The following is a 20188-nucleotide window of genomic DNA, read 5'->3' on the forward strand; positions in this document are numbered from 1 at the left end:
AGCACACCGCCGGCGGCATGATCGGGGCCTCTTGGCTGATGATCGCCTTCCCGTTGCTGGGTGCGGCGATCCTGCTGATCCTCGGACGCATGACGAACCGGTGGGGCCATCTGCTGGGCGTGGCCATGTCCCTCGCCTCGTTCGTCGTGGCGGTGCTGACCTTCCTGGAGCTCATCGGTCTGCCGGCTGATCAGCGCCGCCAGGCCGTACATCTTTATGAGTTCATTCCCGGCATGGTCGACATGGGGTTGCTGATCGACCCGCTGTCGATCAGCTTCGCGCTGCTGATCACGGGTGTCGGGTCGCTGATCCACATCTACTCGATCGGCTACATGGCGCACGACGCCGAGCGGCGCCGGTTCTTCTCCTACCTGAACCTCTTCGTCGCCGCGATGCTCCTGCTGGTGCTGGCCGACAACTACGTCGGGCTGTTCATCGGCTGGGAGGGCGTGGGTCTGGCCTCGTACCTGCTCATCGGGTTCTGGCAGTTCAAGCCCTCGGCGGCGGTCGCGGCCAAGAAGGCGTTCATCGTCAACCGGGTCGGTGACTTCGGGCTGCTGGTCGGGATGTTCGTCATCCTGGTCACCTTCCACACGCTGACCTTCAGTGAGCTGGGCGCGCAGATCGCCAAGAGCCCGCCGTCCGGCGGTGCGGTCACCGCGATCGGTCTGCTGCTCCTCCTCGGCGCCTGCGGCAAGTCGGCGCAGCTCCCGCTGCAGTCGTGGTTGCTGGACGCGATGGAGGGCCCGACTCCGGTCTCGGCCCTCATCCACGCGGCGACCATGGTCACCGCCGGTGTCTACCTGGTGGTCCGCTCCGGGGCGTTCTTCTTCCCTCCGGACTCGGCTCAGGCGCTCGCCGTTTCGATCGTCGGTGCGGCCACGCTGCTGGCCGGTGCCATCATCGGTTGCGCGAAGGACGACATCAAGAAGGGCCTGGCGGGCTCGACGATGTCACAGATCGGGTACATGATGCTCGGCGCGGGCCTTGGGCCGGCGGGGTACGCCTTCGCGATCGGGCACCTGATCACGCACGGCTTCTTCAAGGCCGACATGTTCCTTGGTGCCGGTTCGGTCATGCATGGCATGAACGACGAAGTGGACATGCGGAAGTATGGTGCGCTGCGTAAGGTCATGCCGGTTACCTTCGTGACGTTCTTCATCGGTTACCTGGCGATCATCGGGTTCCCCCTGCTGTCCGGATATTTCACGAAGGACGGCATCATCGAGACCGCAGTGGAGCACAACCAGGTGCTCGGCTGGCTGGCCGTGCTCGGGGCGGGCATCACGGGCTTCTACATGTCGCGGATGGTCTTCATGACCTTCTTCGGGGAGAAGCGCTGGGCGAAGGACGCGCACCCGCACGAGTCGCCGGCCGTCATGACCTGGCCGCTGATCATCCTCTCGATCGGCTCGATCTTCCTGGGCGGCTACCTGATCCTCAGCAACACGCTGATGAAGTTCCTGGGTCCGGCCGTTGGTCTGCCCGAGGAGCTGCCGACGTTCCACTTCGCCAGCGTCCCTGGTCTCGCCACGCTGGCGCTGGTCGCCGTCGGGGCGGGCTTCGCCTGGGTCAGGTACGGTCGAGCCGAGGTGCCCGCTGTGGCGCCGCGCGGCTCGTTCCTCACCACGTTCGCCCGCCGCGACCTGTACGGCGACGCGCTCAACGAGTCCCTGTTCATGCGTCCCGGCCAGTGGCTGACCCGCTTCGCGGTGTACTTCGACAACCGCGGCATCGACGGGCTGGTCAACGGCCTGGCGGCGGGCATCGGCGGGACCTCGGGGCGTCTCAGGCGGATCCAGACGGGCTTCGCCAGAACCTACGCGCTGTCCATCCTGTTCGGTGCTGCCCTCCTGGCAGGCGCCCTGCTCCTCGTTGGGAACATCTGATGTCACCCTGGCTCCCGATACTCATGGCGGTGCCCGTCCTGGGCGCCATCGTGGTGGCCCTGCTTCCCAAGGGCAGTGACAAGCTGGCCAAGCAGGTCACGCTGCTGGTGTCCCTGGTCGTGCTGGCGCTGACACTCGTGGTGGCGGTCCAGTTCAAGACCGGTGGCCCCAGGTTCCAGTTCCAGGCGGTCTACGACTGGATCCCGAGCTTCGGCGTGAAGTTCGGGGTCGGTGTCGACGGCATCGCGCTCGTCCTGATCGCGCTGTCGGCGGTGCTGGTGCCGATCGTGGTGCTCGCCTCCTGGCACGACGCCGACGGCACGCAGAGCGCCGACGGCACGCTGATCACCCCGAAGCGGTCGGTCAAGACGTACTTCTCGCTGCTGCTGGTGCTCGAAGCGATGATGATCGGCGTCTTCGCGGCGACCGACATCTTCCTGTTCTACGTGTTCTTCGAAGCCATGCTGATCCCGATGTACTTCATGATCGGGTCGTACGGCGGTGCGCAGCGGTCGTACGCGGCCGTCAAGTTCCTGCTGTACTCGCTGTTCGGCGGCCTGCTCATGCTGGTCGCGGTCATCGCGCTGTACGTGGTCGCGGGCAAGAACACCTTCATGTTCCCCGAGCTCGTCGGCGCCATCCAGGACCCCACGACGCAGAAGTGGCTGTTCGGCGGGTTCTTCATCGCCTTCGCGATCAAGGCGCCGCTCTGGCCGGTGCACACCTGGCTGCCCGACGCGGCCGCGCAGGCTCCGGCGGGTGCCGCCGTCCTGCTCGTGGGCGTGCTCGACAAGGTGGGTACGTTCGGCATGCTCCGGTTCTGTCTGGAGCTGTTCCCCGACGCGGCCAAGGCGTTCACGATGCCGATCGTGGTGCTCGCGGTCATCAGCATCATCTACGGCGCGATCGTGGCCATCGGGCAGACCGACATGAAGCGGCTCATCGCCTACACGTCGATCTCGCACTTCGGCTTCATCGTGATGGGCGTGTTCGCCATGTCGCAGGTGTCGCAGTCCGGCGCCGCGCTCTACATGGTCAACCACGGCTTCGCCACCGGCGCGCTGTTCCTGGCCGCCGGGTTCCTCATCGCCCGGCGCGGCTCGCCGCACATCGCCGACTACGGAGGCGTGCAGAAGGTCACCCCGCTGCTGGCCGGTTTCTTCCTGATCGCCGGTCTGGCCGGGCTGTCGCTGCCGGGGCTGTCGTCGTTCGTCAGCGAGTTCATGGTGATGATCGGCACCTACTCCAGCAGCGCCTTCGGCTCCGGTGCGCTCGCGGTCGCGGCGATCGTCTCCGCGCTCGCCGTGATCCTGGCCGCCGTCTACATCCTGTGGATGGTGCAGCGGGCGATGAACGGGCCGACCGCCGAGTCGGTCAAGGCGTTCAAGGACCTGAACGTGCGCGAGATCGTCGTGCTCGCGCCGCTCATCGCGCTGATCATCGGCTTCGGCTTCTTCCCCAAGCCGCTGCTCGACGTGATCAACCCCACGGTCACCCAGACGCTGGTCAACGTGAAAGTGGACAACCCGGCTATCGCTGAGAAGGGGGCCGGCCAGTGAACGACGCTGTCGTGGCGCCGACCATCGAATACGGCACGCTGGCGCCGATGCTGCTGGTCTTCGGCGCGGCCGTCGTCGGCGTGCTCGTAGAGGCGTTCGCGCCGCGCTACATGCGTAAGTCGATCCACGTGCCTCTGACCCTGCTGTCGCTGGCCGGTGCGTTCGCGCTGGTCATCGTGCAGGTGGTCAAGGGCGCCGTGCCGACGGCGCCGGTCGCCATGGGTGCGATCGCGGTCGACGGGCCCTCGCTGTTCATCTGGGGCATCATCCTCGTCCTGTCGTTCGTCTGCGTGCTGATGATCAACGACGAGGGTCACTTCGTCGCCTCGGCCGCGGCCGTGCCCGGCAGCGCCGACGAGGAGGAGGCCGAGGCCGCCGGTGGCTCGCACACCGAGGTCTACCCGCTGGTGCTGTTCGCGGTCGGCGGCATGCTGATGTTCCCCGCCTCCCATGACCTGCTGACCATGTTCGTCGGCCTCGAGGTCATGTCGCTGCCGCTGTACCTGCTGTGCGGCCTGGCCCGCCGTCGCCGCCTGCTGTCGCAGGAGGCGTCGATGAAGTACTTCCTGCTGGGCGCGTTCTCCTCGGCGTTCTTCCTGTACGGCACGGCCATGATCTACGGCTACGCCGGGACGGTGTCGTTCACCGGCATCAGCAAGGCTCTGGCCACCGGCTCGCTGCTCGACCCGATCCTGCTGCTCGGGCTCTCGCTGCTCGGTGTCGGCCTGCTGTTCAAGATCGGCGCGGCGCCGTTCCAGGCCTGGAAGCCGGACGTCTACCAGGGAGCTCCGACGCCCATCACCGCGCTCATGGCCTCCGGCACGCTGGTCGCGGCCGTGGGCGCCGTGCTGCGGGTGTTCTGGGTGGCGCTGGGCAACATGGACTGGGACTGGCGGCCGGTCATGTGGGCCGTCGCGGCCCTGACGATGGTGGTCGGCGCGATCCTGGCGATCACGCAGACCGACATCAAGCGCATGCTGGCCTACTCCTCGATCGCGCACGCGGGCTTCCTGCTGATCGGCGTCATGGCCACGTTCGACAAGAGCCTGCAGAACTCCAAGTCGCTCTCGGCGATCCTGTTCTACCTGCTCGTCTACAGCATCACCACGGTCGGCGCGTTCGCGGTGGTCACGATGGTGCGCGACCCCGGAGGCGAGGCGGGCCACCTGTCCCGCTGGGCCGGGCTGGGCAAGCGCTCGCCGATCCTGGCCGGCATCTTCGCGTTCTTCCTGCTGGCCTTCGCCGGCATCCCGCTGACCAGCGGCTTCTTCGGCAAGTACGCCGTCTTCGCCGCCGCGCTGGCCAGCGGGTCCGAGGCCGGTGACTCGCTCGGGGGCTGGATGACCGGGCTGGTCGTGGTGGGCGTCATCGCCTCCGCGATCGCCGCGTTCTTCTACGTGCGCGTCATCGTCCTGATGTTCTTCAGCGAACCGGCGGCCGACGGCCCCTCCATCGCGGTGCCCAGTATGGGGACCGTGGCCGTCATCGCGATCTCGCTGCTGGTTACGGTAGGAGTGGGGCTCTTCCCGCAGCCCATGCTCGACCTCGCCAACCAGGCTGCATCCGGCCTGTTCATCAGATAGGGGATCTGTATGTCCGCGCCTCCCGTGGTTGACCTTCCCATTGAGGACGAACGGTTGGCGCAGGACGTGGCCAACGGACTGGCCGCAGTCGAGAAGCTGCTGCGCTCGTCGGTGGAGAGTGAGGACGCCTTCGTCACGGAGGCGTCCAAGCACCTCATCGAGGCGGGCGGCAAGCGCTTCCGCACGCTGATGCTGCTGCTCGCGGCCCAGTTCGGGGATCCGTCGGCGCCGGGCGTCGTGCCCGGCGCCGTGGTGATCGAGCTGACCCATCTCGGGTCGCTCTACCACGACGACGTCATGGACGAGGCTCCGGTACGCCGGGGCTCCCCGTCGGCCAACGCCCGGTGGGACAACACCGTGGCCATCCTCACCGGCGACTACCTGTTCGCCCAGGCGTCCGACCTGCTGGCGGACCTCGGGCCGGAGCTCATCCGCATCCAGGCCCAGACCTTCTCCCGCCTCGTACAGGGTCAGATCCGTGAGACCGTCGGGCCGCGCGGCGACGAGGACCCGGTGGCGCACTACATCAGCGTGCTGGCGGACAAGACCGGCTCCCTGATCGCGGCCTCCGGCCGGTTCGGGGCGCTGCTGTCCGGGGCGCCCGGCGATGTCGAGGAGCGGCTCAGCCGGGCCTGTGAGGCGATCGGGGTGGCTTGGCAGCTCGGGGACGATCTGCTCGACGTGGCCTCCACCTCGACGGAGTCGGGCAAGACGCCGGGGACCGATCTGCGGGAGGGCATCCGTACGTTGCCGGTGCTCTACGCGCTGGCCTCGGCGCCGTCGTCGCGGCTGGCCGAGCTGCTGTCCGGGCCGGTGGCGGAGTCGGACCTGGACGAGGCTCTGACGCTGCTGCGGGCGCACCCGGCGATGAGCCAGGCACGGGCGGAGCTGGATGCCTGGGTGGACCGGGCTCGTACCGACATTTCCAGCCTCCCAGACATCCCCGCCAAGAGCGCATTTTTGGCGCTATGCGACTACGTCGCTCAGCGTTCTGGGTGATTTCCTGATCCGGGCGGCGTGAGCCGTACGGATGCTGTCGTAGGTGAAGATGGCCAAGGCCAGCCACACGATCGAGAACCCGATCCAGCGGCTGGCCGGCATGGTCTCCTTCGCGACCAGCACCCCGCACAGGAACTGCAGGACCGGCGCGATGTACTGCAGCAGGCCGATCGTGCTGAGCGGCACCCTGATCGCGGCGGCGGTGAAGCACAGCAGCGGCACCGCCGTGATCACTCCTCCTCCAGCCAAGAGCAGCGCATGCCCGAGGCCCTCGCTCCCGAACGTGGACTGCCCGGTCTGCCCGAGAAAGAGGATGTAGGCCAGCGCGGGGGCGAGCAGCACCAGGGTCTCGACGGTGAGGCTCTCGGCCGCGCCCACGTTCGCCTGCTTTTTCACCAGTCCGTACACCCCGAAGCTGACGGCCAGCGCCATCGCGATCCACGGCGGCCGGCCGTAGTCGATGGTCAGCACCAGCACGGCCACTGTCCCGAAGCCCACCGCCACCCACTGCAGCGGCCGCAACCGCTCCTTGAGCAGCACCACCCCGAACAGCACGCTGATCAGCGGGTTGATGAAGTACCCCAGGGAACTCTCGACCACGTGATCGGTGTTGACGGCGTAGATGTACACGCCCCAGTTGACGGTGACGATGACGGCCGCCAGCGTCAGCAGCCCGAGCTTCCTGGGCTCCTTGAGCAGCCCTCTCACCCAGGACCAGTGGCGCCGCACGGCCAGCACCGCGAGGACGGCGACCAGCGACCAGGCCATGCGGTGCGCGAGGATCTCGACGGCTCCTGACGGCTTGAGCAGCGGCCAGTACAGGGGGAACAATCCCCACATCGTGTAGGCGGCAGCCCCGAACAGCACACCGCGCCTCAAGTCAGGCATGTAGCCCATTTTCGGGCATTACCACCTTTAAACACAAATGCGAGTTGCTGTACGGAATTATGTAGGACCTCTAAACGTTGCGGGTTTTGTATCGTAGCTCGTAGGAGGTGCCACCATGGGTTGGCTGTTCGGCGGCAACAAGACATCGATGGTCCGTCCCGAGGACGCTCTGACCGGGCGTTCCGCGGAGATGCCGGTCCCGGCGCGACACGCGGTCCTGGACGCGCCCCTGGCTCCGCCGTACCCCCCGGGCACGGAGATCGCCGACTTCGGCATGGGCTGCTTCTGGGGCGCCGAGCGCAAGTTCTGGCAGACCCCAGGGGTCGTCTCGACCGCGGTCGGCTACCAGGGCGGCTACACGCCCAACCCGACGTACGAGGAGGTCTGCAGCGGCCTCACCGGACACACCGAGGCGGTCCGGGTGGTCTACGACCCGACGAAGGTGTCGTACGAGGAGCTGCTGCGCGTCTTCTGGGAGGCCCACGACCCGACGCAGGGCATGCGGCAGGGCAACGACGCCGGCACCCAGTACCGCTCGGCGATCTACTGGCACTCCCCGGAGCAGCAGAAGGCGGCGGAGACGTCGCGGGACGCGTACCAGGAGGTCCTGAAGGCGGCGGGCTACGGCGAGATCACCACGGAGGTGGCTCCGGCGGGTCCGTTCTTCTTCGCGGAGGAGTATCACCAGCAGTATTTGTTTAAAGTTCCGAACGGATACTGCGGGATCGGCGGTACCGGGGTCTCCTGCCCGGTCGGCCTGACCTAAAGGCAAGGTCCCGCGCTTCGCGCGGGGCTCCCCTGATTGGGGGGCCGAGCCCCCCCAAGACCCCCAGGTGGGGCCTTCCGGCCCCACACCCCGGCCTTGACCGTGTCTCACGGTTTCGCGGTGGGGCGTTCCAGATCCACAAGCATGTCCAGGGGGGCATATGGAGTCCTGGCGCTGCACCGTGACTCATCGGCGTTCCCTGATGGCCTGTGTTCAGATCGTGTTCTGACTTACCCTGGATGAGTGAGTACCAGCCATGCCGACGCCGTCACGTTCTCCGACCTGTCGAGAAACCCCCGGGCCGTTGCCGAGCGTGCGGCGCGCCTGGGACGTGTCCGAGTCACGCATCGGGACGCCCCCGACTTCTACCTCACGGCAGTAGACCGTGAGGAGGAGCGGGACCAGACGCTGGCCACGGCGTCCCGGCTCTTTCTTGCCTTGATCAAACACGATCCCACCGCGCGCGCTTTGGTCCTCGCCATGCCTGAGGTCTTCCCCTGGGTGCGTCACCTTTCTCCGGAAGAGCTTCGCGCCTTTACTTTGGAACTGGTTGAGGCGCTCTCCGATGCCGCGGAGTTGGACGTTGATGTCACCACTCAAGAGGTCATCGCAGGGTGGCGGGCAACCGCTCGGATCAAGGCTGACCCTGAACGCCATGCCGAGGCCCGGAAGCCGACCGTAGGTGACTTCGGGCCGGTGGAGGTTTCAGCGTGAGCCCGAAACGCGGCGATCGCGTTACGGTGCCACCGCCGGATGGCGAGTGGGACGTGCGGTTCGGTACCAGCGACGCGGTCAGGGGATGGGAAGAACTGTGCCGTCATGCCTTGGCCAATACGCGCCGATGCTTCGAGGTCCTGCGTGCGGATCCCCGTTCACCCTCGAGCCATGACCGCCAGCATCGCCTACGCGGCGATCTCGCGACTCATCGTCACAATGGCAAGGACCTGGAGCAGTGGGAATTCGAGGTCACCAGCGGCGGACGTGTCCGCTATGTCATAGATGACGTCTCTCGCACTGTCTGGGTGGTCTACCCATCGCCTCGACACCCGAAGGACACCGACTAGGACTGTTTCCGGGATCAGGTGCGGAGCCAGATGATCAGGGCGATCGCCACCCGGGATAGAAGGCTCCCTAGTCGGACTCGCTCCAGAGGTACCAGGGGCCGTGCCAGTGTTCGTAGAGATCTTCGCCCTCGGGCTCAGGCGGCTCCCCCTCAGGGCTCCAGGCGAATCCGGCGGTACCGAAAAACCCGGTGCCGTCGATGGCGAAACGTACTCCGCCGGGGATCCTCTCGGCCCGTTCGACTGGGAACAGCCCTATCCATTCGTCGTCTGCGGGCAGCGGTGTGCCGTGTGAGATGGCCCGGGCGCGACTGTCCAGGGCGGGGCGTGACAGGGCGAAGCGCGCCTCCAGCGGCGCACTCACGTATAGCAGGCCGCAAACCAGCAGCACGATCAGGGGCGGCAGTGACCACACCGGCCATTCGCGACGCAACCGCGCTAAAGGTTCACGCCTGAACAGCATGCGGCCCAACGTGAGCAGCCATATGAGACCGATGAAGACCCAGACATTGGCGATCAACGCTAGCCACATCTGGTACCAACCTGGAACGCTCGTCGCCCATACGGTCGCCAGGGCCGCGACGACCGTCGGCACGATCGCCACCGCCCGCCCAGGCCGCCAGGTATCGGGGACGGTCTCCGCCGCGTCCATGCGATGAGCATAGAGATCCACTGGCAGCGGCGAGCATTAAGTGGGCCAAGTGCCGAGGGTGTCTCGCGTGCGAAGCAGCCCGGCCTGACATGCAGGCCGGGCTCTTCCATGTATGCGGTCCCAGGGAAGGCTCGGTGGAGCGTCCGAGGTCTACGGGGTGAGAAGGCCCCAATAGGCTGCCCAGGGAACGAAGACCATTCCGCCTGCCGCGAGCAGACCGAGCCGGAGGCCGCCGCCTGACTCGCGCCGGCGGACGGCGATTACCGCTCCTGCGGCGATCACCCCGACCGCGCCCACCTGCAGGAGCAGCCAGAGCGATGGCCGGCCGAGCACGGTGGAGCCCACGCTGGTGGCTCCGGTGGCGATGATCCAGAACAGATACGTCAGAGTGCCGAGTACGGTCACCAGCCCCCCAAGGGCCATCAGCCCGGTCAGACGACGGAGCGACTTCGGACCGCGGCGAAGCCCGCGAAAGAGCCCGCGTATCAGGAAACCGGCGAACGCCAGCAGCATCACCGTCAGCAGTGTGAGCTGCAGGCCGACCGACTCGTACCACGCCGGCGGGCGTACGGGCTCGCTCGTCAGTGTCTGGACAGGCGGCGGGTCGGAACTGGCAGTGGGCGGGCCGTCGGCGAGTCCGGCGATCCAGCGACTGACAGCGTCCGGGTAACCGAGCGCGAATCCTCGAATGACCCGAAGCGTGTAAGCGGTGCTGCCGCCTCGGTCGAGTGCCTCGCGGAACAGACGCATGCTCTCGCCAGGAGGCGTCGACCTGTCGTGCTCGGCGAACACGGCCAGCAACGGCTGGTGCACCTTCCCCAACACGGCCATCGGGGTGTTCTCGACGTCCCCGAACAGGCCGGCCGTCACCAGCATCCTGCTGAGATTCACGCCGATGGGTGCCTGCAGGGCCTGCCTGACACCGGCGTGGGAGAGGTAGGTGCGCTTGCTCCACAGCTGTGTTCTGTACAAAGTGCCGAAGGGATGCGGCCATCGGGGTTGACCCTGAATCCGTCCGATCCCGCCGCCACGCTCGCCGCGGTAGGCGAGCAGGTCGGCCCGCATCTGACCGAGCCGGCCTTCGACGTGCTGGGCTGGCCGACCACAGATCGAGTGACAGAACGCGTTCGAAATATGTCAAATATGACCTTACGCCTTGATCGTCTTGCAGGTAAGATCACCGACCAACAGCCGACCTCCGACCCTTATGGGAGGCAGCATGGAAAAGCGTGATCAGGTAACCGACGACAACAAGGCAACCAAGAAGATCAAGCTTGAGATCAAGCGGCTTGAGAAGGTCGAGACCACCGGGCTGCGTGAGGGTGGCTGATCTCTAACAGATTCACCGGCCGGTCAGGGCACACCTGACCGGCTTCCTATGTCTTGTGACCTGGAAGGTTCTCGTGCGCGTCCCCCGTATCAAGCGCGTCCATCAGCCCATGGCACTGCCTGGTGATCGCATCATGATCGGCCTCATGCAGCAGGGCATATCCTCCGAGATCCAGGATGACGAGGACGGCTCGATAGCCCGGCTGATCGTCCTCATGGACGGCACTCGTACGGTCGACGAGGTTTGCGTAGCCTTCGCCGAAACCCATCCCGACGTCGATGAGCACGATGTACGTGAGGTCGTCCAAGGGCTGATCGACAACGGGTTCGTCGAGGAGGCCGGCGCGCCGCTGCCGGCGAATCTCACCGAACGCGAAGCCAGCCGCTACGAGCCGGCCAGGAACTACTTCGCCTGGATCGACCCGGTTCCGCGGAGTTCGCCGTACGAGATCCAGTCCAAGATCAAGGATGCCAGGGTCTGTCTGCTCGGCGTCGGCGGCACGGGCTCGGCGGTGGCGGCGGGGCTGGTCTCCAGCGGTATCGGCGCCCTCCACCTGGCCGACTTCGACACCATCGAGGAAGCCAACCTCACGCGCCAGCTCCTCTACACCGAGGCGGACATCGGCCGCGCAAAGATCGACACCGCTGTCGCGCGCTTGCAGCAGATGAACAGCCTGGTCAAGGTCACGGGAAGTACCGTGAAGGCTGGCGGATCTGACGATATCGCCCGGCTGATGGACGAGTGTGACGTATTCATCCTGTGCGCGGACGAACCTCACCCGGACATTATGTTCTGGACCAACGACGCGGCGCTGCAGACAGGTACGCCGTGGTTCGTCAGCTTCTACACCGGGCCGATGGCCGTCGTCGGATCCCTGTTCCCGCGCCAGACCGGATGTTGGATGTGCCTGCGGCGCCAGGAGGACCAGCGCGAGTTCAAGGCCCACGGTCGCTCGCTCACCGAAGAACGGCCCAACGCCGTGATCGCGGCCAGCGCCAACATCAGCGGGCACCTGTGCGCCCTCGAGGTGATGTATCACCTCGGCGGCCTGCCCACACAGGCCCGCGGCCGCGTCTTCCACTGGAACTACGGCATGTGGGACCACTCCTACTACATCGACATCCCGCATTACGACGACTGCCCGGCCTGCGGAACCGGACCGTCGTGACAGCCGCGCTGATCACCGCCGAGAGTCTCATCGGCTTCCACCGGCTGATCGTCCGCCCGGACGACGACGATCCGGATGTCGTGGTGGTGGGCAGGGCGGAGATCGGTGAGTTCATCGAGCTGCCCGCTGTGTACGGCGAGGCGATCCGGCTCCTGCGCGAAGGGCTGCCGGTCAGCGCCGTGGAGGAGCGGCTGGCGGCCGAGCAGGACGTGGAGATCGACGTCACTGAGCTCGTCGAGGCGCTGACGGAGCTGGGCTTCGTCGACTCGGTTGACCAGGACCAGCTGCCGGATCCCGGCGCGGACGTCCCGCGCAGCCACTTCCAGTGGCTGACCGACCGGCACGTTAGCTGGATCTTCAGCCGGCCGATGAAGCTGGGCTGGCTGCTGGTCGTAGGAGCGGCGCTGGCCACGCTGGTGGTCAGGCCTGATCTGCTGCCGCACTACGCGGACTTCTTCTGGGGCGAGTACGTCGGGCTCACGGTGCTGGTCAACACCGTGATGGTGTCGTTGACGCTCAGCACGCACGAGATGATGCATCTGATGGCGGCCCGGTCGCTCGGCGTGCCGGGCCGCATCGGGTTCGGCACCCGGCTGCACAACCTCGTCGTGCAGACCGACGTCACGGGAGTGTGGGGCGTGCCCAGGCGATCCCGCTACCGCGTCTACCTGGCGGGGATGGCATGGGACCTCTTCCTCATGGCGTCGCTGACCTTGCTGGTCGCTCACGTGGCCCTGCCGCCACTGACGAAGGCCCTGTTCCAGGCGCTGGTCGTGGCAGTGCTCATGACCATCCCCTTCCAGCTCCAGGTTTACATGCGTACGGACCTGTACTACGTCCTTCGCGACCTGCTGCGTACGCGCAATCTCTTCGACGACGGACTCGCCTTCGCCCGCTATCTACGCGCGAGGACCGTCGCCCGCCTGCGCCGACGTCCTTGCCCGATCGAGGACCCGACCAGTGAGCTCGCACCTCATGAGCGGCGGGCTACCCGTGTCTATTCTGTCTTCCTGGTCGGCGGCGCCACAGTCTCGCTCAGCGCGTTCGCGCTGTTCGCCGCTCCGATCGCGATCGCCGCGCTGTTCCGGGTGGTCGGTGCCATCGTCGACGGCTTCAACGGCGGATCGGTACTGCGGGCGCTGGACTCCGGGCTACTGCTCCTCATCGAGGGTGCCATTCAGGCGCTCTTCGTGGTGACCTTCGTCCGGAACCATCGGCACTGGTTCAGGTGGCGCCGCTCAGCCGATCAAGGCACATCTGTTGCCTGAAGCGAAGTGCTACCGCCCGGTTGGACTGACGTCCGGCGAGGCATAGGCCTGCGAAGTACCGTCTGGGCCCGAACAGGATCTCCACGTGAAGGCCCCGGAGCGCTTGGAGCTCCGGGGCCAACGCAGGTCTACGGTTCTGAGAGACGGCGGACTTGGCACCTTCAGAGGCTTGCCAGGGTGGCGAGGACAGGGATCTTACGTTGGATGAGGTCGGCCATGGCGGCCTGCCCCTGCTGGTTGAGGTGCAGGACCGCGTCGATGCCCTCCTGGCCCGGAGCGAGCGCGTCGAATCCTCGGTAGAAGGGCGGCTCGGACTGGCACAGGGAATGGCCCTCGAACTCGGGCCGGAGATCCACCGAGTTCACATACGGGCTGGCGAACAGGACGTCAACTCCGCGTGCCCTGGCGGTCTTCGCGGCATTCCGCAGGGTTGCGTCGAGTTCTCTCGCGACCTGGTTGCCTTCCACCCGTTCCTGTGCGCTGAACACCTGGCTGTCGCAGATCGGGTCCAGTGGCACGCCCTCGGCGTTCTCGTTCGGGGTGACCTGCTGGCCGTAGCCGGTGAGCACGATCTTGGCGCGGGGGCTGCGAGCCTTGATGTCGATCAGGAGGGTCTTCAGGTTCTCGCCCATGGCTGGTAGCAGTCCTTTGATCGCCGTGGCGGGCGCGCCCGAGCAGTCAGCCTGGATGCACAGTCCGCCGAATCCGGCGAAGTCGATATCGCCGGTGCCGATGCTCAGCAGCACCACTTTGGTGTCACGCTTCAGCGCGTCGAACTGAGGGGGCTCGCCCTTGAACGATTCCCGTAGGGTTCTGATGGCCGAGCCGCTGCAGGTGACGTTCGTGAATTTTACTCGCTTGCCGCGCTGGCGAAGTTTGTCGACGATGACCGAGGAGTAGGAGTTGGCACTGCGAAAGCAGCCTCCTGCGGTGCCCGGTTCGTAGTCACCGGCGCCGGTGCCGGATCCGTAGGAATCGCCCATCGCCACCACGTTCAGTGATGTGGTGAATGCGATGGAGTCGGCTGAAGCGGCGACCGTAGTGGATAACGCACTCACCGTGCCGACGGTTAAGGCCGCTAGTAGTGATTTCATGTCGACATCGTATGGCGGCAATATCGAATGCGTTGTGACTGGGCGGATTTCGCGTTTTGTATGTCCCTTTTCCTTTTTTGCGTCTGTCCGACTCTGGGCCGGCGCATTCAAGGTTTCAAACGGCTCTGCGGCGCCGGGGTCTCCTGTCCGGTGGGCATCGCGCCTGCCGGCCAGTGAACTCGTCGGCAAGAGACCGCGACGTATGAAACCGACGGAAGATCTTGTAGTGCTGTCTGGGTCTCTACTGGATGATCACTACCCGGACCGGGAAAGTGGCGTCTACAGGGAAGTCTCGCTCGAAGCCGGACGCGTTGAGGATGTACTTTCCCGGATCGTGAACAAGAGCCAAGTATGCATCTACGTGGTCGTGTGCTCGGTAGCGAAGGATATCCTGCGCCAGCTCATCCCCAAGTCGCCGTGGTCCTAGATTGCTTCGCGTCATTTTGGTTTCTACGGCTATCCGCTCATCCTTGAGGAGGAAGTCCAGGCGGGGATGGGCGCCTGCCCTGCTCGGGCCATACTCTTCCGGGCGGACATCGAGAGAGTGCAGACACAGAACAGCGTGGACGATGCGCTGCAAATCGTACTCGTCGTTGACTGCGGTTCCCGGACGTCCGCGCACGTCCTGGCGTAGCACGGCCAACGCGACCGGAAGCCTGCGAAAGATGTCTTCGAGGGTAACGAGAGCGGCCAGGACCCCAGGACGCCCTCCTGAGTCGGCCGCTATGTTTCGCAAGATCTGCTTCTGCTCGGACAGCGGCGCGAGGAAAGCGCTGTTGGCCGGATACAGCCACTTGGATATCGTCCCTTGGGCGGCTAGCTCGGCGAACATCGTATTGAGCTCCAGCCCGGCTTGCAGGAAGTGCTTGATCTTGTAGTTCGGAAAAACCCCCCTCATACTCCTTGCGGAAGGCCTCGATATGGTCGGGTGGGGTGGCGGCCAAAGCTTCCGCATACCATGTGCCGTACGCGTCGGCGAGTTGACGGAGCAGGTCTTCTCGCCCGTTTCTGGCTTCGTTCTGGACCTCTTTGGCCAGGTTGGCGAAAGCGTCGGCGCGTTTTATCAGATCCGCGAGTTTTTCGAGAGCCCTTCTCGTCACTTAACGATCTTACGGGGTCGGGCTGACGTCCGGTGAGGCGTGATCGGCCTGGCTTGATCCACGCTGGGTGGATCAGGGAGGAGAACGCGAGGATCTTCTGCGAGATCCTCGCGTCGCTCGTCCGGTACGGATTCGATGACCTCGACTGGCAGGCCATGGAGAGTGCGCTGCCGGACACCGATGATGAGCAGGCTCGGTCGAGGTGTACGGCGCCGCGGAGCTTGCCTGCGACGTAACCGCCATATACGACATGGGCCGTGGGCGCCCGCGCCTCAGCTCCCGCGCGGGTTCACGGGTACCTCAAGGACGATGGCGTGAGCGCCGTCGGCGTCGATGAGGTGTTCTTCCACGGTGGGACCAGTGACAGCCAAGCGGTGGCGGTGCAGCCAGCCGAACAGGTCCTGCCCGGCGCGGACTACCTCTGCTGAGGGTGGAACGACGGCTCGTACGACGGTGCGGGCAGGCAGGAAAAGCTGCTCGCCGACGCCGTCGGTGGTCACTGCGGCGGCGAAGGCGCCCGTCGGTTGCCCGCGAAGCCAGGTCAGCAGGGCCGCCGGTGGCGCCGGGCAGACGGCGGCCAGTTCGGCGGGATGATTGAGGCGCATGCGGCGGACGCGTAGTCGACGCGAGTCCACCGCGGTCTGCTGCGGCAGGATCGACATCGGCACGGCGAGGTGGTCCTCGGCGTGAGCTGCGGTCGCGGCCAGCGTGGCGATGTCACGCCTGATGTTCGCCACGATCTCGGTCAGCGCCTGCCGCAGTTGTGTCTAGGGAGCGTCCAGCAGATCGGCGATGTGGCGCAACGGCAGACCGAGGCGCTGCAGTCCGCGGATGCGTTCGAGCCGGGCCAGCTCGGCCACGCCGTACCAGCGGTAGCCGGTGGTGCGGTCGACCGCGGCGGGAACCAGCAGCCCGATCTTGTCGTAGTGGCGCAGGGTCCGTTGGGATACGCCGACCATGCGCGCCAGTTGCCCGATCCGCCACATGGTGCCCCCTCAGGCATGTTGACTTTGTCCCTGCGTCAGGGTTCTACCGTCACGGTCCATGAACCCTTGGCGCCGGCTCACCGGTGTACTGCTGTTGACCTCGCTGGTAGCCATGATCGCCGGTACGGCCATCGTGGTGCCATCGGGGTTGACCCTGAGTCCGTCCGATCCCCGCGCCGCGCTGGACGCAGTGAGCGAGCAGGTCGGGCTGCACTTGACCGAGTTGGCCTTCGACGTGCTGGGCTGGCTGGCGCTGACCGCGGCCGGGCTCGTGATGGCTGCTCGCCCGGCCGAGACGTCAAGACCGTATCTGGTGACGCTGGCCGGTGGCCTGCTGGCATGCGCCGGGCTGGCCGGCCTGCTCCATGACGCCGGAAACCTGGCACTGACCCAGTTGGCCGCCCGTCCGCTCGCCCCGGAGGCCGCCACAGTGGTCTTGGCCGTCCTGCTCACCGCCAAATGGGCGGTCAATCTGGCCGGGCTGCTGTGGGTCGCCGCCACCGCCGCCGGCGCAGTGGGCATCCCGATGCCCACCGGGCTTCGCGTCACCGGCATGATCGCCGCACTTATGGGCCTGGCCGCGGTCGTGCTTCCGTGGACGACCGGGACCGACGGCCCTACCGGGGCACTGGAGCAGCTCGGGTATGCGCTCCACATGCCCGTCATGATCTGGTATGGGGTCCTGGGCTGGCGGGATCTGCGCAGGCAGCATGCGGTCGTTGATGCTCTTGATTACCGATCCGAGCCTCAATAGGTTGGCGACGCCTAGGCATGCGCAGCGGCTGGTCCTTGCGCGGAGCGAGGACCAGCATTTTGCTACTTCGAGTAGTAAACTGAGACTGTGAGCATGCCAGAGCGAGACTTCGCCCCGGGAGACGGCCCGGCCGCCAAGGTCAGTGTGTCTCTGAGAACGGGCAACATTCGCGCTGTCCGAGAGCGAGTCGGGGCCCGCGGGTTTTCCGCCTACGTTGATGCCGCTGTGGAGCGCCAGATCGAGCGGGATCTCTTGGAGGAGGCCCTGCAGGCGAACGAGGCGGCTTCTGGGCCGATCCCGCAGTCTTTGCGTGATGAGGCGGCGGGGTTGTTCCGCCGCGTCAAGTCCGCGCCCGAACTCCAGGAGGAGGATGGATGGCGCGCGCACGAAGCCGGTTGAGCGCGGGCACCGTCGTTCTCGATTGCGAGGGGTTCGTGAAGTGGTGCGAGGCCGATCAGCGGGTGACAGCGTTCGTACGGGAGGCGCAGGACAACGACTTTCGGGTTGTGGTCAGCGCGATGACACCGATCGAGGCACAAGACGTTCGCGTCAAAAGCGATCGTCTCAGATGGTATCTGTCCCGGCTGAAGATCGAGCCTGTGACCGAGGACATCTCGTCGCGGGCGATCGAGCTTCTTCGAGATGCCCGCCTGCACGGTCACAAGTACGCCATCGACGCTGTGGTCGCGGCCACCGCACTGCGCTCGGTGCGCCCTGCCATCGTTCTGACATCCGATGAGGATGACATGAGCAAACTGTGCGGGAAGGCAGTGCAGGTGGTCCCTGTCTGAGACTGCTTGAGGACCGAGCGGGAGGGCGAATGAACGGAGCCTTTGGCGAGGTCGAGATCCTGTGGGCTGAGCACCGAAAGGTTCCGTTCCCCAGTCTCCAGGATGGGGACCTGTTCGGAGACCTTGTGGTGGCGGACATGGGCATCGCAGGGATCGTGGACTCTTATGTCAAGCAGCAAGGTGGCCCTATCAGCCCGCATCGGCGAAGCCGGCTCAGCAGCAGTGTTCACGATGTCCGCGCGATCAGGCGGCGGATTCGCACCGTCGAAGGACGCGCCTACGTCGATCGCCTGCTCCGCATGGCCGACCTGCTACTCGGCAGCGCATCACCAGAGGATGGGCACGGTCGGTAATCAGAGCGACAAACGGCTGATCGGTTGTCTATCGATCTGGCTATCCGCGCGATGACGCAACTATCCACCGGCTGTAGCTCTCTGCGACTTCTGGAGTCTGATCTCGGCGTGTAGATTCCCGGCCAGTTCCTCCAAGGTCTCTCCGCAACGCATGTTGGAGAGACCGCTGTTCTTGGGTACGAAGTTGGCTCGGATGGCGACCCAGCCACCAGCCATGTCGATGATGTGCCAGCCAGGGAAACTGCTGAGCACCTGCTGCAAGGTCACGGGCGCAGCTGCGCGTTGGTGATCAGCGACGAGAGTGGATGCGCCATGCGTAGGTGTGCGTAGCGAAGAGCAACCCGGTGCGCGGTGCGGGCCGGCTCGGTGGAGGAGTGCCATGCGTAGATCGCCCGCTGTCTGTGGGGGTTCCAGCCTGTGCGCCACCAGTACATCCCCTCCTCACACCACACGATCAGGCCGATCCAGACCGACACCATGGGCATGCCGTAGTCGTGATGGACATCGGTAGTGATTCCATGAGCTGCTAGAGCAGCGGCCAGCCGTTGTGCGTCGGCGACGGCTTGAGATGGAAGTGCGCTCATGTACAGAGCGTCACTGCAACGAAACTGCAGGTGAACGGCATAGTGCTGCTGGTGGTACGCCTATTCTCGTCGCGAATATCGGTACGGTCGGGGTTGGCGACCTAACCTAGCGTTGTGACCCAGATACCGCCGCAGTTCTGGTCCGGGCCAGTCGTTGCCGCCGCTCTCGCCGAGTGCGATCTACCAACCATCCTCGAAGGGGTACGGCAGGCACACGGATGGACGCAGGCCCAGCTTGCTGAGGCGGTCGGCTACTCCCAGAGCTGGGTGTCCAAGGTGCTTCGTGGCCGTCAGCCACTCACCGTGGATCAGGTTCGGGAGATATCCATCCGGATCGGAGTGCCGCTTCACTTGCTCCGGTTCGGAGCCCGAGGGGATGACGATCCGACGAAGCGCAGAGATTTCGGCAAGGCGGTGGCGCTGACCGCTCTCGCGGGCGTGGCCATGCCCAAACGCCCGGACGTGGACGAGACCACGGCCGCCACGCATACCAGCATCACCGGTGCCCAGCGCCGCTTGGAGGCCATCACGCCTGCACGCGAACTCGCTCGGCCAGCCGTGGCCCAGGTCGATTTCGCGAACCGCGTCCTCGGCCGCGCATCGCGATCTCCGCACGCTGATGAGATCAGGGCTGGTCTGAGTGAGGCGGCAGGCTTCGCGGCCTGGGTACACGCCGACATGCAGGACACCGGTTCGGCGCGCTTCTACTACCGTCGTGCGATCGACAGCGCACGGCAGGCCGACAATGCGCTGCTGGCGGCGTACATGATCGGCAGTCTGGCCGCGTTCCAGATCGATGCTGACGATCCGCTGACTGGACTGAACCTTCTGGCGAGGGCGCGGCGGGAGATCGGTGAGCGGCCCCCGGCCACTGCTCATGCGTGGCTGTTGAGCATCGAAGCGCTCGGCCAGGCGACCGTACGAGACGAGACTGCAGCGCTTCAGGCGTTGAGGATGGCCGATTCGGCGGTACGGGCCAGTGAGCGGGCCGCCGCGCCGCCCTGGCCATGGGTGTTCCCTTTCGATCATGCGAAACTGGCGGGTTATCGCGCCCTGGTGATGGTACGGCTCAAGCGGCCGGGCGAAGCCGTCGCCGCCTTCAACGAGTCGCTCTTGTCGGCCCAACCCGGTCCGAAGCAGCGGGGCGTGCTCATGACCGAGGTAGCGGCCGCCGAGGCCATGTCGGGGCACTATGACGAGGCGCTGTATCTGGCGTCGAACGCCCTCACGGTGGGGACGACGTGTGGCTCCGAGCGTGTCCTGCACCGGGTCAAGACCTTCCGCCGAACGTATGGCGGCCCGCCGTCCAAGGCCCTGCGATCGTTCGACGAACGGCTTCACGCAACTCTGCTCTAGGGGGATC

The 20188-nt window shown here is 65.8% G+C and carries 21 protein-coding genes; 13 read left to right on the forward strand and 8 right to left on the reverse strand.

Annotated features, from left to right (window positions below):
* Positions 1–17 precede the first annotated feature (17 nt).
* Genes nuoL through KME78_RS13380 form a run of 4 tightly spaced genes read left to right on the forward strand, consistent with a single transcriptional unit; the run spans position 18 to position 6030 of the window.
* On the forward strand, positions 18–1889 hold the full coding sequence (gene nuoL / locus KME78_RS13365) for an NADH-quinone oxidoreductase subunit L (RefSeq protein WP_219529515.1): 1872 nt from the start codon (positions 18–20) through the stop codon (positions 1887–1889).
* Positions 1889–3448: an NADH-quinone oxidoreductase subunit M gene (locus tag KME78_RS13370; protein ID WP_219529174.1), complete on the forward strand. Its 1560-nt coding sequence runs from the start codon at positions 1889–1891 to the stop codon at positions 3446–3448. The genes nuoL and KME78_RS13370 overlap by 1 nt, the downstream gene beginning before the upstream one ends.
* A gap of 47 nt (positions 3449–3495) precedes the next feature.
* Positions 3496–5031, forward strand: a complete 1536-nt coding sequence (gene nuoN, locus KME78_RS13375) for an NADH-quinone oxidoreductase subunit NuoN (RefSeq protein ID WP_246651074.1) — start codon at positions 3496–3498, stop codon at positions 5029–5031.
* Between the two features lie 9 nt (positions 5032–5040).
* Positions 5041–6030, forward strand: coding sequence for a polyprenyl synthetase family protein (locus tag KME78_RS13380; protein ID WP_219529176.1), 990 nt, complete (start codon positions 5041–5043; stop codon positions 6028–6030).
* Here the strand turns inward: KME78_RS13380 and rarD are convergent.
* A complete protein-coding gene (gene rarD, locus KME78_RS13385) occupies positions 5998–6918 on the reverse strand; it encodes an EamA family transporter RarD (RefSeq protein ID WP_219529177.1) in 921 nt (306 codons plus the stop codon). The genes KME78_RS13380 and rarD overlap by 33 nt on opposite strands.
* 115 nt (positions 6919–7033) lie before the next feature.
* Between rarD and msrA the strand changes: the two genes are divergently transcribed.
* Complete coding sequence (gene msrA, locus KME78_RS13390; protein ID WP_219529178.1) at positions 7034–7684, forward strand: peptide-methionine (S)-S-oxide reductase MsrA; 651 nt, start codon at positions 7034–7036, stop codon at positions 7682–7684.
* A gap of 243 nt (positions 7685–7927) precedes the next feature.
* Positions 7928–8398 carry a hypothetical protein gene (locus tag KME78_RS13395; protein WP_219529179.1) on the forward strand — a complete coding sequence of 157 codons (471 nt, stop codon included), beginning with the start codon at positions 7928–7930 and terminating at the stop codon, positions 8396–8398.
* Between the two features lie 417 nt (positions 8399–8815).
* On the opposite strand, the gene KME78_RS13400 is transcribed toward KME78_RS13395, so the two are convergent.
* Complete coding sequence (locus tag KME78_RS13400) at positions 8816–9397, reverse strand: hypothetical protein (protein ID WP_219529180.1); 582 nt, start codon at positions 9395–9397, stop codon at positions 8816–8818.
* Positions 9398–9547: 150 nt separating this feature from the next.
* Complete coding sequence (locus KME78_RS13405) at positions 9548–10462, reverse strand: hypothetical protein (RefSeq protein WP_219529181.1); 915 nt, start codon at positions 10460–10462, stop codon at positions 9548–9550.
* Positions 10463–10782: 320 nt separating this feature from the next.
* Here KME78_RS13405 and KME78_RS13410 point away from each other — a divergent pair, with 320 nt between their 5' ends.
* A complete protein-coding gene (locus KME78_RS13410) occupies positions 10783–11895 on the forward strand; it encodes a ThiF family adenylyltransferase (RefSeq protein WP_219529182.1) in 1113 nt (370 codons plus the stop codon).
* Positions 11892–13163: a hypothetical protein gene (locus tag KME78_RS13415; protein ID WP_219529183.1), complete on the forward strand. Its 1272-nt coding sequence runs from the start codon at positions 11892–11894 to the stop codon at positions 13161–13163. Before KME78_RS13410 ends, KME78_RS13415 begins: the two co-directional genes overlap by 4 nt.
* Before the next feature lie 161 nt (positions 13164–13324).
* On the opposite strand, the gene KME78_RS13420 is transcribed toward KME78_RS13415, so the two are convergent.
* The 4 genes from KME78_RS13420 to KME78_RS13435 form a co-directional block, all read right to left on the reverse strand.
* Positions 13325–14257 (reverse strand): SGNH/GDSL hydrolase family protein, encoded by a 933-nt coding sequence (locus KME78_RS13420; protein WP_219529184.1) that lies wholly within the window; start codon positions 14255–14257, stop codon positions 13325–13327.
* A gap of 241 nt (positions 14258–14498) precedes the next feature.
* Entirely contained in the window at positions 14499–15155 is a 657-nt protein-coding gene (locus KME78_RS13425) for a PD-(D/E)XK nuclease domain-containing protein (protein WP_219529185.1), read from the reverse strand.
* Positions 15156–15629: 474 nt separating this feature from the next.
* On the reverse strand, positions 15630–16094 hold the full coding sequence (locus KME78_RS13430) for a hypothetical protein (RefSeq protein ID WP_219529186.1): 465 nt from the start codon (positions 16092–16094) through the stop codon (positions 15630–15632).
* Positions 16095–16124: 30 nt separating this feature from the next.
* Positions 16125–16343 (reverse strand): MerR family transcriptional regulator, encoded by a 219-nt coding sequence (locus tag KME78_RS13435; RefSeq protein ID WP_219529187.1) that lies wholly within the window; start codon positions 16341–16343, stop codon positions 16125–16127.
* 58 nt (positions 16344–16401) lie between these two features.
* Between KME78_RS13435 and KME78_RS13440 the strand changes: the two genes are divergently transcribed.
* The 4 genes from KME78_RS13440 (at position 16402) to KME78_RS13455 (ending at position 18241) form a co-directional block, all read left to right on the forward strand.
* Entirely contained in the window at positions 16402–17097 is a 696-nt protein-coding gene (locus KME78_RS13440; RefSeq protein WP_219529188.1) for a hypothetical protein, read from the forward strand.
* 87 nt (positions 17098–17184) lie between these two features.
* Positions 17185–17496, forward strand: coding sequence for a hypothetical protein (locus tag KME78_RS13445; RefSeq protein ID WP_219529189.1), 312 nt, complete (start codon positions 17185–17187; stop codon positions 17494–17496).
* Complete coding sequence (locus tag KME78_RS13450) at positions 17472–17888, forward strand: type II toxin-antitoxin system VapC family toxin (RefSeq protein WP_219529190.1); 417 nt, start codon at positions 17472–17474, stop codon at positions 17886–17888. Before KME78_RS13445 ends, KME78_RS13450 begins: the two co-directional genes overlap by 25 nt.
* A gap of 29 nt (positions 17889–17917) precedes the next feature.
* Positions 17918–18241, forward strand: coding sequence for a hypothetical protein (locus tag KME78_RS13455; RefSeq protein ID WP_219529191.1), 324 nt, complete (start codon positions 17918–17920; stop codon positions 18239–18241).
* Between the two features lie 263 nt (positions 18242–18504).
* On the opposite strand, the gene KME78_RS13460 is transcribed toward KME78_RS13455, so the two are convergent.
* The gene (locus tag KME78_RS13460; protein WP_219529192.1) at positions 18505–18825 is read right to left on the reverse strand and encodes a hypothetical protein; all 321 of its coding nucleotides are present in this window, start codon (positions 18823–18825) and stop codon (positions 18505–18507) included.
* A 114-nt stretch (positions 18826–18939) separates the two neighbouring features.
* Here KME78_RS13460 and KME78_RS13465 point away from each other — a divergent pair, with 114 nt between their 5' ends.
* Entirely contained in the window at positions 18940–20181 is a 1242-nt protein-coding gene (locus tag KME78_RS13465; RefSeq protein WP_308126931.1) for a helix-turn-helix domain-containing protein, read from the forward strand.
* Positions 20182–20188: the final 7 nt, after the last annotated feature.

This window comes from Nonomuraea guangzhouensis (genome assembly GCF_019396345.1).
Classification (GTDB): domain Bacteria; phylum Actinomycetota; class Actinomycetes; order Streptosporangiales; family Streptosporangiaceae; genus Nonomuraea; species Nonomuraea guangzhouensis.

Excerpts from the sequence above, each read along its gene's own strand:
- nuoL (WP_219529515.1), top strand. The coding sequence starts at position 18 with ATGATCGGGGCCTCTTGGCTGATGATCGCCTTCCCGTTGCTGGGTGCG.
- KME78_RS13370 (WP_219529174.1), top strand. The coding sequence starts at position 1,889 with ATGTCACCCTGGCTCCCGATACTCATGGCGGTGCCCGTCCTGGGCGCC.
- nuoN (WP_246651074.1), top strand. The coding sequence starts at position 3,496 with ATGCTGCTGGTCTTCGGCGCGGCCGTCGTCGGCGTGCTCGTAGAGGCG.
- KME78_RS13380 (WP_219529176.1), top strand. The coding sequence starts at position 5,041 with ATGTCCGCGCCTCCCGTGGTTGACCTTCCCATTGAGGACGAACGGTTG.
- rarD (WP_219529177.1), bottom strand. The coding sequence starts at position 6,918 with ATGCCTGACTTGAGGCGCGGTGTGCTGTTCGGGGCTGCCGCCTACACG.
- msrA (WP_219529178.1), top strand. The coding sequence starts at position 7,034 with ATGGGTTGGCTGTTCGGCGGCAACAAGACATCGATGGTCCGTCCCGAG.
- KME78_RS13400 (WP_219529180.1), bottom strand. The coding sequence starts at position 9,397 with ATGGACGCGGCGGAGACCGTCCCCGATACCTGGCGGCCTGGGCGGGCG.
- KME78_RS13405 (WP_219529181.1), bottom strand. The coding sequence starts at position 10,462 with ATGCGGGCCGACCTGCTCGCCTACCGCGGCGAGCGTGGCGGCGGGATC.
- KME78_RS13420 (WP_219529184.1), bottom strand. The coding sequence starts at position 14,257 with ATGAAATCACTACTAGCGGCCTTAACCGTCGGCACGGTGAGTGCGTTA.
- KME78_RS13425 (WP_219529185.1), bottom strand. The coding sequence starts at position 15,155 with ATGAGGGGGGTTTTTCCGAACTACAAGATCAAGCACTTCCTGCAAGCC.
- KME78_RS13435 (WP_219529187.1), bottom strand. The coding sequence starts at position 16,343 with ATGTGGCGGATCGGGCAACTGGCGCGCATGGTCGGCGTATCCCAACGG.
- KME78_RS13440 (WP_219529188.1), top strand. The coding sequence starts at position 16,402 with ATGAACCCTTGGCGCCGGCTCACCGGTGTACTGCTGTTGACCTCGCTG.
- KME78_RS13450 (WP_219529190.1), top strand. The coding sequence starts at position 17,472 with ATGGCGCGCGCACGAAGCCGGTTGAGCGCGGGCACCGTCGTTCTCGAT.
- KME78_RS13455 (WP_219529191.1), top strand. The coding sequence starts at position 17,918 with ATGAACGGAGCCTTTGGCGAGGTCGAGATCCTGTGGGCTGAGCACCGA.
- KME78_RS13460 (WP_219529192.1), bottom strand. The coding sequence starts at position 18,825 with ATGAGCGCACTTCCATCTCAAGCCGTCGCCGACGCACAACGGCTGGCC.